Source organism: Gordonibacter sp. RACS_AR68 (genome assembly GCF_030418485.1).
GTDB lineage: Bacteria > Actinomycetota > Coriobacteriia > Coriobacteriales > Eggerthellaceae > Gordonibacter > Gordonibacter urolithinfaciens.
The window spans coordinates 205,656-218,927 of sequence record NZ_JAIPUP010000004.1; the positions used below are offsets into that span (position 1 = coordinate 205,656).

At 65.2% G+C, this 13,272-nt stretch carries 11 protein-coding genes; 7 read left to right on the top strand and 4 right to left on the bottom strand.

Annotated features, from left to right (window positions below; genetic code table 11):
- Positions 1–18: 18 nt before the first annotated feature.
- A complete protein-coding gene (locus tag K9U15_RS10125) occupies positions 19–1,584 on the bottom strand; it encodes a response regulator transcription factor (protein WP_301156034.1) in 1,566 nt (521 codons plus the stop codon).
- A gap of 412 nt (positions 1,585–1,996) precedes the next feature.
- Between K9U15_RS10125 and K9U15_RS10130 the strand changes: the two genes are divergently transcribed.
- The 6 genes from K9U15_RS10130 to K9U15_RS10155 all read left to right on the top strand — a co-directional run bounded on the left by K9U15_RS10130 (position 1,997) and on the right by K9U15_RS10155 (position 8,388).
- Positions 1,997–4,408, top strand: a complete 2,412-nt coding sequence (locus K9U15_RS10130) for a molybdopterin-dependent oxidoreductase (RefSeq protein ID WP_301154898.1) — start codon at positions 1,997–1,999, stop codon at positions 4,406–4,408.
- Between the two features lie 28 nt (positions 4,409–4,436).
- Positions 4,437–4,772, top strand: a complete 336-nt coding sequence (locus tag K9U15_RS10135; protein WP_301154899.1) for a 4Fe-4S dicluster domain-containing protein — start codon at positions 4,437–4,439, stop codon at positions 4,770–4,772.
- Positions 4,773–5,114: 342 nt separating this feature from the next.
- Positions 5,115–6,569: an SLC13 family permease gene (locus K9U15_RS10140; RefSeq protein ID WP_157004774.1), complete on the top strand. Its 1,455-nt coding sequence runs from the start codon at positions 5,115–5,117 to the stop codon at positions 6,567–6,569.
- A 91-nt stretch (positions 6,570–6,660) separates the two neighbouring features.
- Complete coding sequence (locus K9U15_RS10145) at positions 6,661–6,822, top strand: hypothetical protein (protein ID WP_301154900.1); 162 nt, start codon at positions 6,661–6,663, stop codon at positions 6,820–6,822.
- Positions 6,823–6,885: 63 nt separating this feature from the next.
- Complete coding sequence (locus K9U15_RS10150) at positions 6,886–7,089, top strand: hypothetical protein (RefSeq protein WP_301156035.1); 204 nt, start codon at positions 6,886–6,888, stop codon at positions 7,087–7,089.
- 33 nt (positions 7,090–7,122) lie between these two features.
- A complete protein-coding gene (locus tag K9U15_RS10155; RefSeq protein WP_301154902.1) occupies positions 7,123–8,388 on the top strand; it encodes an ArsB/NhaD family transporter in 1,266 nt (421 codons plus the stop codon).
- A 77-nt stretch (positions 8,389–8,465) separates the two neighbouring features.
- Here the strand turns inward: K9U15_RS10155 and K9U15_RS10160 are convergent, their stop codons facing one another.
- Complete coding sequence (locus K9U15_RS10160) at positions 8,466–9,335, bottom strand: LysR family transcriptional regulator (RefSeq protein ID WP_301154903.1); 870 nt, start codon at positions 9,333–9,335, stop codon at positions 8,466–8,468.
- 324 nt (positions 9,336–9,659) lie between these two features.
- On the opposite strand from K9U15_RS10160, the gene K9U15_RS10165 reads away from it, so the two are divergent.
- The gene (locus K9U15_RS10165; protein ID WP_123674366.1) at positions 9,660–9,911 is read left to right on the top strand and encodes a helix-turn-helix domain-containing protein; all 252 of its coding nucleotides are present in this window, start codon (positions 9,660–9,662) and stop codon (positions 9,909–9,911) included.
- A 433-nt stretch (positions 9,912–10,344) separates the two neighbouring features.
- On the opposite strand, the gene K9U15_RS10170 is transcribed toward K9U15_RS10165, so the two are convergent.
- Positions 10,345–10,698, bottom strand: a complete 354-nt coding sequence (locus K9U15_RS10170) for a 4Fe-4S binding protein (protein WP_123674365.1) — start codon at positions 10,696–10,698, stop codon at positions 10,345–10,347.
- A 2-nt stretch (positions 10,699–10,700) separates the two neighbouring features.
- Positions 10,701–13,271 (bottom strand): molybdopterin-dependent oxidoreductase, encoded by a 2,571-nt coding sequence (locus K9U15_RS10175; protein WP_301156037.1) that lies wholly within the window; start codon positions 13,269–13,271, stop codon positions 10,701–10,703.
- Between the last annotated feature and the right edge of the window lies 1 nt (position 13,272).

Sequence of the window (13,272 nt, forward strand, 5' to 3'; positions counted from 1 at the left end):
CACCCCCCTGATGCCGCGTTAAGACAACCCGGCCGAGGCGTCTTCATCGACGACGGCCTTCTCTACGAGGTCCATCAGATCCTGCCGGGAATGGGCCCCTGTCTTCCGGTAGATGTTGTAAATATGAGCCTTGGCCGTATGAGGGGAGATGAAGAGCTGCTTCTGCACATACTCGGCATTGCGGCCCTTGGCCAGCATATGGAGCACTTCGGTCTGGCGTTTCGACAGGCCGCACTGCTTTGCCACCGCATCGCACTTGAGATGGAAGAACCTCACGCCGGATTCGGCATCCTCGCAGCTTGCCTCCAGCATCATCTCGCCGCGAGGGCCGATGACGATGCGCCGCTCGGACTCCTGTGACTCGCCGGGATAATAGCTCTGCTTGCTGATGGTCTCAGACACCAAAATGAAAAACATGACCACGACCACTACCATGACCGGCAGCGTGACCGAGCCGAGCACCTCGGTCGAGAACGCCAGCCAGCCCGCCGAAAGCCCCAGCAGCAACCCTGCCGATGAGAACAGCCGCGCCCAGCCGAACGTCCTCATCGAGGAAAGGTCGCACCGCACGATATGCTCGCAGGTCGCGAATAGGGCGCTGGAATACGGCAGCAGCGAGAACAGGAACGCCAAGACGCACGGTCCCGCCCATAAGGTCTTCGGCAGGAAGAACAACGGCAGGATGCAGGCCGCGAGCACCGGGAGGAACATCCTCCTGATAAAGGACTCCTTGAGGAAGAACGACCTGCGCGAATCGACCAGCAGCAGTGCAAGCACCGCCAGCGATCCCCCTTGGATGGCAGCCGACACTCCGAAGGTGTGCACTTCGGGCGTAAGCAGCCAATACAGAGCGAAGCCCTGGGCTACCGACCCCATCACGGTGAGCAGGGAGGGCTTCCATGTTATCTGCAGCCTCTCGTCGGACTCCGCGGCGTCGATCGCAGGGAGATCGTCCGTCAACGAGAAGCGCACCTGAAGGAAGAGGTACGTTGACACGGAGGCAAGGGCGTAGAACATGATGGCATACGGCACGAAGCGCCCATCGATGAAAACGGTCCCGGCATACCAGAGGAAGGACAGCGCCAGCATCGAGGCGACGGCTGCCCTTATCTGCACTTTCATGAGCACGCAGACGAACTCCACCCACAGCGTCGCAAGGACGGCCACGCCCACACCGGACAGCGCGGCCGCCGCAAGGCCGAGCGCCGGGAAGGTCCCGGCGAAAATGCCGAGGAGAGGAGCCGCTCCGCATACGAGCGCCATGACGGCCAGGGCAACGCGATGGGTCTGAAGCCGGTTCGACAGCAACCAAAGGGAGGCATAGGCGCAAAGGAGGGCGGCCACGAAAACCGGGTGCAGCAAACTGCTGCCGAAGGACGTTCCTCCCGGACCAGCCACGAAGTCGCTCGTGGTAAGGACCGAGAAGAACCAGGCGAAGCAAAATGACGCCCCCACTACGCCAGCCACGAGATAGGGATTGACGAACAGCCACTCGTTTTTCTTCTTCCGGCGCTTGGCCTCGGAAGAAGCCCCTTTCAACCCTTCCCGATCCATGAAAACAGTCACCCCCGTTGACGGTTTCATACACCCGCTTGACGATGCGCACAGCCATCGCCGTACCCCGAATGATAGTACGCTGGAAGAAAGCCCGGTCCCCCCGACCGCAACGGTTCCCCAGTTTCAGGCATGAAGGATTACGCGCCTCTAGGCGCGTAATGCCTTGCTCCTTACGTTTTCAAGGCCCTTCTCCTGAAGCAGCCGCATCACACCGTAACGCGACCCCTTCTGCGCAATCAAGTCAGCGATCCCGAAAGCCTCACCCAGAAGAGCTTGGGTGATATCCCCACCCCTCCCCCGCTGTCAAATTCCATTTGTCATCCCGCACATTTTCGGCGGCTACTCGCGGCGGGCGGCCGCCCGCACAATGAAGGCGCACCGAGGAGAAATCGAACTTCGTGCGTTCCATCGTTTTGCAGACGAGTGAGAGGAGAAGCACATGACCGAGTGGAAGCGGCAAGAGGGCGAGGAGACCATCTTCAGGACCTGCGCGTGGTCGCCTCCGGGATGCCATCCGGTGGGATGCGGTTTGCAGGTGCACGTCAAGGACGGCAAGGTGGTGAAGGTGGAGGGCGATCCGGAGCACCCCATCACCAAGGGGTCGCTCTGCACGCGCTGCCTGGCGCTGCCGGAGTACATCTACCATCCCGACCGCATCACGCACCCGCTGAAGCGCGCCCGCGAGGACCGCGGCAAGGACAAGTGGGAGCAGTGCACCTGGGACGAGGCCACCGACCTCATCGCCGACAACGCCAAGAGGATCACGGAGCAGTACGGCGCCGAGGCCATCTGCGTGTTCGGCGGTACGGGCCGCGAGGGCAACAACTGGTACCCGCAGTGGGCCAACCTCGTGTTCGGCACGCCGAACTCCGTGTACGCCCAGGCCGGCTGGTCGTGCTACGGCCCGCGCATGACGAACACCGCGTTCATGATCGGCGGCGGCTACCCCGAGATCGACTACGCCCAGAAGTTCGAGGACCGCTACGAGCACGAGGGCTGGGTGGCCCCCGAGTGTATCCTCATCTGGGGCAAGGAGCCGCTGCGCTCCAACCCGGACGGCCTGTACGGCCACGCCGTCATCGAGATGGTGCGGCAGTTCGGCACGAAGCTCATCTGCGTCGACCCGCGCGTGACCTGGCTCGGCACGCGCTCCGAGGAAGTGCTGCAGCTGCGCCCCGGCACCGACACGGCGCTGGCCATGGCCTTCATCTACGTCATGGCACACGACGACCTCGTGGACCACGACTTCATCGACAAGTGGTGCTACGGCTACGAGCAGCTCGTCGAGCGCGTGCAGGACATGCCGCCTGCGAAGGCCGCCGAGATCTGCGGCGTGCCCGAGGAGCAGATCTGGCGCGCCGCCCGCCTGTACGGCAACGCCAAGCCCAGCAGCGTGGCCTGGGGCCTCGCCGTGGACGAGAACCCCAACGGCACCCAGCTCGGCCAGTGCCTCATCGCGCTCATGGCCATCACCGGCTTCATCGACGCGCCCGGCGGCACCACGCTCGGCATGGGCGACGACCAGGGCAACGTCGTGCGCGACGGCGGCTCCATCTCGGCCGACGAGAAGGTGGACGACGCCACCGATTCCACGCTGGAGCTGGCCTTCAAGAACGGCATCATGACCGAGGAGACTTGGGGCCGTCGCATCGGCATCGACAAGTACCCGGCTATGGGCTCCATTCTATGGACCGTCATGCCCGACGAGTTCCTGAAGGCGCTCGAGACCGAGAAGCCCTACAAGATACACATGGCGCACTTCATCTCGTCGAACCCCATCGGCACCGCCATATCCGCCGAGCCGCAGCGCTGGTACGAGGCGCTGAAGAAGCTTGACTTCTGCTGCGCCGCCGACCTGTTCATGAACCCCACTACCATGGCCTGCTGCGACGTGTTCCTGCCCATCGCCACCACCGTCGAGCACGACGGCATGGTGGTCACGCACTACGGCCTGAACTCGTCGTTCTACGGCGCTCAGAACAAGTGCGTGCAGGTGGGCGAATGCAAGTCCGACGTAGAGGCCATGATGGCCGTGGGCAAGAAGATGTACCCCGACTTCTGGAACCGCTTCGAGACGCAGACCGACTACGACAACTTCCACGTCATGCGCTCGTGGCTGCCCTACGAGGAGCTGCGCGAGAAGGTCACGGTCATGTCCAACGAGCCGTACTACAAGTACGAGGTGGGCAAGCTGCGCCCCGACGGCCAGGTGGGCTTCCCCACGAGCACCGGCCGCGTGGAGCTGTACTCCTACATGTACGAGCAGTTCGGCGAGAACCCCCTGCCCTACTACGAGGACCCGGCCTACGGCCCCGAGCGCACGCCCGAGCTCATGGAGAAGTACCCTTACATCCTCACCACAGGCGCCCGCCGGCAGGAGTTCTTCCACTCCGAGCACAAGCAGGTCCCGAGCCTCCGCCAGATCACGCCGTACCCGCAGATCGACCTCAACCCCGCCGACGCCGCGCGCCTCGGCATCGAGGAGGACGACTGGGTGGAGATCGCCTCGCCCTACGGCGCCGTGCGCCAGCGCGCCCACGTGGTGCCCACCATCAAGGAGGGCGTGTGCCATGCCATGCACGGCTGGTGGTACCCCGAGGAGGACGGCGAGGAGCCGAACCTGTTCGGCAACTGGAAGTCGAACATCAACGTGCTCATGCCCAACAGCGTGAACGGCGTCATGGGCTTCGGCAACACGTTCAAGCAGATGATCTGCTCGCTCAAGAAGGTCGAGGGAGAAGGGGGCCCGAACGACCCGGACAGCACCGGCATCTTCCTGGAACCCAGCCGCCAGGCCGAGTTCACCTACCAGCAGGTGTGGCGTCCCACCGACGAGACGCAGCAAGGCTAACCGACAAGACGAAAAGGAGGTAGTGAAAATGACGCAGAAGGCCCTGTACATCGATTACGAGTTCTGCTCCGGCTGCCACAGCTGCGAGGTGGCCTGCCGCAACGAGATCGAATGCGGCATAGACGACTGGGGCATCAAGGTGCTGGAGGACAAGCCCCGCCAGCACGCCGACGGCACCTGGCATTGGGACTACATCGCCCTGCCCGGCGAGCTGTGCGATATGTGCGAGGAGCGCACCGCCGCCGGCAAGCTGCCCGCATGCGTGCAGTCCTGCCAGGCCAAGTGCCTGGAGATCGGCACGATCGAGGAATGCGCCGCCAAGCTCGCGGCCAAGGGCAAGAAAGCCGCGATCCTCGTCCCGTAAGGGGATCGGCCGGCACGGCTTACGGTGACGGGATGCGGGCCCGGCGCAGGGCGGCGGACGCGCATCCCTGCTGACGAGGGAGGTGAAAGCACATGGGGAGCTGTGGAGCGTTCTGCTCGTTCTGCGGGAGGTGCGGCAAGACTGTCGAGAAATCGTTCTCCGGCCCGCGGCCGACCGACGCGGCGCCGCCAGGCGTCTCGGCCCGAAGCGCTTCGACGGGTTCCCCGCAGCGTGCGACCGCCGAGTACGCCGTCGGCGACGTGGCCTCCGACAGGCACGTGCCGACCGAACCGAAGGGGGATTACCGAAGCTCTACCATCCATAACGAAGGAGGGGATACTCTTGAGCGAAAACGCAGCCGCGCTGTCCCGGAGCACCATGGACGGCAAGCAGGTGAAGAAACTCGTCGCCATCGTCGTGGCGGCGCTGGTCTTCCTGTTCTTCCAGTTCGCATGCCCGGTTCCCGCAGGGCTGGAGCGCACCGCCATGTCGGCGGTGGGCATCCTTCTGGCCTGCATCATCCTCTGGGTCACGGAGGCGCTGCCGTTCATCGTCACGGTGGTGCTGATATTCTTCCTCATACCCGTGACCGGCATCCTGCCCTATGCGGCAACCGACACGCAGGCGAGCGTGTTCAACTCGTCCAGCCTACTCGTGCCCATCTACTGCCTGTTCGTGTTCACGGTGTCCGGCGCCGTCATGTCCACGCCCATCCCGTACCGCGTGGCCAGCGCCGCGCTCAAGTTCGCCGGCAACAGCACCACGAAGCTCATCGTGGGCTTCTCGGTGGCCACCTCGGTGCTGTCCATGTTCGTGTCCGACCTGGCCGCGTCCGCCATCTTCATCGGCATCGGCCTGTCCATCGTGGAGGCGAACGGCGGGGTGAAGGGCAAGTCGGGCCTTGCCAAAGCCCTCACCGTGTCCGTTGCCGCGGCAGCTGCCATCGGCGGCATCGGCACACCCATCGGCAACTCGCTGAACATCCTGTGCATGACGCTGGTTGAGACCTACATGGGCGTGCGCGTGACCTTCCTCGCCTGGTGCGCCGTCAACATCCCGCTGGCGCTCGTGGTGTCGGTCATCTCCGGCCTGTGGTGCGCCAAGGCGTTCAAGATCGAGGAGATCAAGCCCGAGGCCCTGTCCGTCGTGTCCGCGAAGCTCGCCGACTACGGCAAGATGACCGCCATCGAGATCAAGCTCATCACCTGGTTCGTCATCGCCTTCGGCCTCATGATCATGAGCACGTGGTTCCCGCAGATCAACTCCATGCTCGTGGCCTTCGCGTTCACCATCATCGCGTTCGTGCCCGGTATCAACCTGTTGAGCAAGGAGCAGTACTACAAGAACATACCGTGGGAGATCATCATGATGATCATCGGCGTGCAGGCGCTCGCCACGGGCCTCGTGGGCACCGGCGTGGCCGCGTGGTTCGTGAACACCGTGCTCGCCGGCGCGTCCTCCTGGCCGCTCCTGCTCGTGGTTCTGGTCATGTGCGTCATCACCATGATCCTGCACATCTGCATCCCTGTGGGCCCGCCCACGGTGTCCGTCGCCGTCCCGCTCATGATAGCGCTCGCCGCCACCACCGGAGTGAACGGCGCCGTCATCGCCTGCATCGGCGGCATCCTGGGCGGCGTGACCACCTGGCTGCCCATCGACTCCATCATGATGATCTGCTACGAGAAGGGCTGGATCAGCATGACGGAGTGGCTGAAGAAGGCGTGGGTGCCCACCGCCGTGCTCTGCGTGCTAAGCGCGCTGTACCTGCCCGCCATGACCGGCCTCATGGGCTACTAGCCCCGCCCCCTCCCGACGGCCCCTCCGGCCGTCGGGAGGCTCCCAATCTGCTGAAACCGTTTTCGCCGTCCGCCCGCGAAAGGAGGCAGCAATGGTCGATTCCGGCTTTGTCGGCACGATCATCGTCGGCATCGCGTTCCTCGCGATGGCCGCGATCGTCGGCAGAAGGCTCAACAAGGGCAAGACGCGGGAGCAGCGGATGCGCGAGCGGTTCGAGGAGTACGACCGCAAGATGGACGAGTTCCGCCGCTAGCCCCCGCTCTTCCGCGAGCCCGACGCGCTTGTTTTCTACCCACACGAAAGAAGGAGAACCGCCATGTGCTTCAGACCAGCCACCACCTCGACGCCCGTTCCCGGAGCGGGGGCACCCGGCGCCCCTGCCGCCCCCGCAGCCCCGGGGGCACCCGGCTCGCCCGCTGCTCCCGGCGCTCCCGCAGCCCCCGGAGCACCCGGCACGCCGAGCGCCCCCGGCGCCCCTGCCATCCCCGGCAAAACCGCCCCCGAGAATCCCGACAACTGAGCCGTTCCACGGCAAGCCCCAAGGAGAGGCCCGATGACCACCCCGCAGATAATCTCAATCGCCGTGTTCGCCGCCGTCATGGCCCTGGTCGTGTCCGAGAAGATCCATCGCGCGCTCGCGGCCCTGCTCGGCGCCGTGGTGCTGTTCTGCATCGGCATCGTCGACTTCGATGCCGGCATGGGCTCCATCGACTTCAACACCCTCGGCGTGCTGTGCGGCATGATGATGTTCGTGGCGGTGGTGCGCAAGTCGGGCCTGTTCGAGTACGTGGCCATACGCTCGGCGAAGCTCTGCAAGGGTGACCCGTGGAAGATCATGGCCGCGTTCGTCGTCATCACCGCCCTGTTCTCGGCGCTGCTCGACAACGTGACCACCATCCTGCTCATCGGCCCCATGACCATCATGCTGTGCCGTACGCTCAAGATCGATGCCGTGCCCTTCCTCGTCGCAGAGATCGTGGCGTCGAACGTCGGCGGCACGGCCACGCTCATCGGCGACCCGCCCAACATCATGATCGGTTCGGCGGCTGGGCTCACGTTCTTCGACTTCATCCGCTACGACGCCCCCGTGGTCGTGGCCATCCTCGCCGTGCTGCTGATCGTGTTCAAGGTGCTGTACGGCCGGAAGCTGTCGGTGGGCGCAGACGCCGTGCGCGGGGTCATGGCCCTCTCCGAGCAGGACGCCGTGAAGGATCGCCCCCTGTTCGTCAAGAGCATCGCCATGATCGTGGCCGTCACCGCCGCTTTCATGCTCCACGGCGCACTGCATCTCGAGTCGGCGGTCATCGCCCTGGGGGCGGCCGGCATCATGCTGCTCATCTCGGGAGGAGATCTGGAGGGCGCCCTCGAGGGAGTGGAGTGGGGCACGATCGGCTTCTTCCTCGGGCTGTTCGTGGTGGTGGGAGCCATGGAGCACACGGGTGTCATCGCGCTCGTGGGAGAAGGTCTCGTCTCGCTCACGGGCGGCGATACGGTGCTGCTCATGCTGGCGCTGCTGTGGGGGTCGGCGCTGCTCTCCGCCGTGCTGGACAACATCCCCTTCGTGGCCACCATGATCCCCATCATCACGGTCATGGCGTCCGCGGGCGTCGACGTGTTCCCGCTGTGGTGGGCAATCTCTCTTGGCGCGTGCCTCGGCGGCAACGGATCGCTCGTGGGGGCGTCGGCCAACGTCGTGCTCTCCGGCATCGCCAACAAGGAGGGCTACCCCGTGAGCTTCATCGGGTTCACCAAGGTGGGGTTCCCCATCATGGTGCTGACGGTGGCCATCGCAACCGGGTACCTGCTGATCCTTTTCTGAACTGCCAAACGCCTGCGAAACGATGGTTTTCGCGCAAGGCCGGGCCGCTACGGGCCCGGCCTTGCTTTGATCCAAGGTCAGAACGTGCCCTGTATGCCTTGGGCGAACTTCGCAATAGAGCTGAACGAGCCCGAGTTCTTGTGAAAAAGAACGTAGAACCGCCAGTTCAGACGTGGATCGGAAAAGGGGACGGCGCAAAAACCCGCCGGCGGCGCTGCCGAGAACTTGTCGGAGACGATTCCCGTGCCCCCGCGCCTCTTCACCACGTGGATCATCGAGCTGGTGCTGGGAATGACGCTGACGTTCGCCCGATCGAAGCCGAGAGCGTCGAGCTGGGCGAACAACGGCTCGTACTGGAAGGCGGGTTCCGACATGAGCAGCAGCTTCTGATCCTTCAGATCCGCCGCCGACAACCCCGCCTTCCGCCCCAGGGGCGACGACGAGCACATGAGCGCAAACGATGCCGACTCCCCCACCTCGAGCACGTCGCAGTCGGGAAACCGGCGTCCCATGCACATGACGACGGCGACGTCCGACCGTCCGGAGCATACCGACTGATAGCAGTCCTCGCAGCTCATCTCTGCTATCCTCAGCCGATCGGCATGCTGCGCGATGAACTCGTCGGTGCTCGGCGGTATCCCCGCAAACAGGTTGGTGCTCACCGCAAGGTTCAGCACCTCGTCGGGCGCATCGGGATTGGCGAAGGCCACGTGCAAGCCGTCCACCTTCGCCACGATCTCGCCCGCCTCGCCAACCAGCTGCCGCCCCGCGGGCGTGAGCACCATCTCGTTGCCCCGCCGCTCGAACAGCACGATGCCGAGCTCGTTCTCGAGCGCCTTGACGGAATGGGCGATGTTCTGCCGGCTGGTGAAGCACCGCTTCGCCGCCTGCGCATAGCTGGAATGCTCTGCTGCAGCCAGCATGTGGCGGAGTTGGTGGATCTCCATATGTGCCACCCCCTGACCCTCCGGGTGCCCGCCGTCTCCCCACGCCGTTGCGGCACCGCTCAGTCGAGTCCTTCCGGGCGGAAACCCTCGCGCCGCCCGCTTCGGAAGCCCGCGCAACGCGCCTCTTCGCTCCCGCCGGTTCGATTATAACCGAATAGTGCGCCGCTGTAACGGACGGGCGCTCGGAGGCCCCCGGGCACGCGCTGGCGCCCGGCTACGGATAGCTGCGCTGACCAGTCATCATATTCGGGAATTGTCGATCTTTTTGCCGACTGTTCGGATATATCCGTCCTTCCAAGGCGCAGCTTAGATAGCCTTCACCGTATGGATTATTTCGACAAAAGAAGGCAGTTGGGCCAGCACATCGTGGAGATGCGCAAGGCCCAGCGCATCTCGCAGAAGCAGCTCGCCCTCATGTCGGACATCAACAAGGGGTACCTCTCGGAAATAGAGAACGGCATCAGCAACATCAGCGTCAACAAGCTCTTCCGAATAGCCGATGCCCTCGGCGTGCCGCCCATGGACTTGTTCGCCGGCATCGAGGGCGAGGAAGAGGGAGACTGCGCCACCATCTAGCGCCGCAGGGGTCGCCGCCCGGCACGATGCCCACATTCGGCCGAACACGGCAGCCATGAGCCGCGCGCAAAAAGAGGAACCGGCCGAAGCCGGTTCCCTTCGTTCGTCCTCCTATCACGCAAGGCCTTCTCTCCGGGTGCTTGCGGCCCTTCGAACGGCCGCGCGGAACCTTCACATCCCTCACGCATCGGGCCGGCCAGGCGGCTCCGGGAACGGCGGCGGCAGGATAGCGCCGCATGCGGGGCACGTGGGCCGCCCGGGATCGGGCTCCTCCCTGCCGCACGACGGGCAGAGCCTGTGCCCCAGCCGGTCCTTCATCTCGTCGGCGCGCCCGCACCGGTTGCACAGGGTGCAGCAGTAGCACACGGATTCCTCGCCCCCTTTCCCGCGGAGGCGACGCGCAGCATCCGGCGCCGCCTCCGTCCGTACCGTCCTAGGCGCAGGGCGCCCAGAGCACCTGCTTGGGCTTGCCCGCCAACTCTGCGGCCAGCTCCTCGACGCGGCCGAACCTCATGCAGAACGCCTGGCAGTGGTGCACGCACGTCGGCTCCTTGCCCGCCGCCACGCGGTCGGCGCACAGGTCGCACAGGTCGGTTGGCACAGGGATCTTGTTCCAGTTGAAGCAGTTGCCGCCCTCGCCCGAATCGTCCTTCTGCCACGGCCCGTCGTCCAGCACGCGGATGCCCCACTTGCCCACGGGGAAGCCATGCTCCTCCTTGCAGGCCACCACGCACGTCTCGCAGCCCGTGCAGTACTCGTAGTCGATCAAAAGCCCGTATTCAGCCATCTCTACACCAACTCTCCGAATTTCTCGACGACCAGGTTCATGTCCGTGTCGTAGCTCTCCTGCAAGGGCGTCACGCTGCAGCAGTTGCACTTGTAGGGCCCGCCGTAGCCCAAGCGCGAGTTGTAGTGGTTCGACACGAGGTCGTTCACGTTCGACTGCCACACGCCGTAGAGGCCTTGCTCGTCGGCATGGTCGGTCTTCACGAAGCCGTCCTTGATCTCCTTGCCGTTGATGACGGCCTGCACCTCGTGGTCCTCCACGATCTGGCCCACCGGCACGATGCGCTCGCGCGCGTCGTCGTCGGCCTGGCGCTCGGGGAACCACCAGCCGTGGTCGGTCTGCACCACGCCCTTCTTCACGATGGGCGACACGACGGCTTTGAACTTCGCGCGGCCGTAATCGTTCTTGATCTCGACCCACTGGCCGTCCGCCACGCCCAGCTGCGCCGCGTCCTCGGGGTTGATCTCGATGATCGGGTCGGGGTGCAGCTCGCGGAGCACGGGGATCTGCCGGTGCTCGGCGTGGAACGACGCGTAGTTGCGCGCTCCCGTGGTCAGGATGAACGGGTACTTCGCCGCGAGCTCGGGGTTCTTGTGAGGACTGAACGCCGGCTCCTGGTAGTACGGCAGCGGGTCCTCGCCGTAATGCGCGTACGCCGTCGACCACAGCTCCACGCGGCCGGTGGGCGTGAGGAAGCCGGGCTTGCGGTCAGGACGCAGCTTGCCCGTCTCGTACTTGCGGTAGTTCACGCCGCGCTGGAACACCACCTGGTCGCGCAGCTCCTCGAAGGGCATCTTGACGGGACGCGCGCGGCGCTGCGTGAGGAAGTCGGCCTCGTCCTTGAACAGGCGCCCGCCGTCCTCGTCCTTCAGGCAGTCCATCTCCAGGTACTCGCCCAGCTCGATGAGTATCTGGATGTCGGACTTCACCTCGCCCACGTCCACGGCCTTGTTCACCGAGCCCAGCGTCACCGGCGATCCCGCGTAGTGCGTCATGACCACGTCGTCCTTCTCGGCGCACGAGGCCAAGGGCAGCACGAGGTCGGCGAACGCCTCGATGGCGGGCGTGATGAAGCAGTCGGTTGCCATGCACCACTCCAGGTTCTTGCAGCCCTCGTACCAGCCGGTCGGCTGGGCGCAGCACGTGGGGGTGAGCAGCGCCGTGGACTGTATCCAGCCCATGCGGATGCGGTACGGCTCGCCCTTCGTCACCGCGTCGAACATCATGTCGGCCTGCGCGTTGCGGATGTTGTCCACGTAGAGCGGGTACTCGTCGTAGCCGATGGTCTTGCCTTTGAGGTCGTCGGGAAGCGAGTCCCAGCCGATGCGGCGCTGCGGGCGCGCGGCGTCCTCGGCCGAAGTGTCGTCGGCCTTGTCGATGTCGAGCGTGGAGCCCTCCACCGCCGCGGCCTCGGCGGCCGCCTGCGCCTCCGCGTCGTCCTCCACGCCGGGCGCCGGGTCGATCTCGGCGATGATCTGGCCGCCGGGAACGTCGATGTTGCCGCAGATGGCCATCAGCGCCAGCACGCAGTGGGCCGCCTGGTTGCCGTTCTGGTTCTGGTCGAACGCAAGGCCCCAGGCGATGGACGCGGGCTTCGCGGCGGCGTACAGGCGGGCCGCACGGTAGATGTCCTCCACCGGCACCTCGCAGATCTCCGCGGCCCTCTCGGGCGTCATGCCCTTGTCGGGGTCGTTGATGCGCGCGGAGAACTCCTCGAATCCGTACGTCCACTTCTCCACGAAGTCGTGGTCGTAGAGGTCCTCGTTGATGATGATGGACAGCCACGCCATGGCGAGCGCGGTGTCGGTGCCGGGTCGCACCCGCAGGTGCACCTCGGCGCGCGTGGCCAGCCAGTTCACGCGCGGGTCGACGCTGATGAGCTTCGCGCCGCGCTTCATGAGGTCGATGACCGCATGGCCCCAGAGGCCATCGCCGTTGGACGCGAGCGCCATCTTGCCCCACATGACGATGACCTCCGGCACCCGGTACACGGGGTTGTCGTAGGTTCCCTCCAGGCCGCCGGCGTAGTCCATCTCGGGATAGTACGCGCCCAGCACGTGCGAGCAGGACATGGAGCGCGGCTGGTAGCAGGCGTAGCCCGACTGGGTGTAGCAGGCGTTCGGCGTGCCGAGCACGGCCTGCGCCATGTCGGCCACCAGGATGCCGCCCGAGCGCCCCGTGCCCGAGAACACGGCCATGCTCTCGGGGCCGTAGGTGTCGCGGAAGTAGTCGCGCTTCTCCTTCACCAGGGCATAGGCCTCGTCCCACGTGATGCGCTCCCACTTGTCGTGCCGGCCGCGGTCCTTCGGATCGCGCTTCATCGGGTAGATCACGCGGCTCGGGTTGTACACGTAGTCCTTGAGCGCCAGGCACCGCGCGCACAAACGGCCCTTCGTGATGGGGTTGTTCTCGTCGCCCTCCACATGGTCGAGGCGCCCCTCCGCATCGACGTAGAGCTTCAAGCCGCATCCCACCGGATGGCAGCCCGGCGGCGACCACATGGACGTGCGCACGACGGTGAAGTCCCCGTCCTCGTACTTCCAGGGCTTGCCCAGGTCGTTCTTGAATTCCATA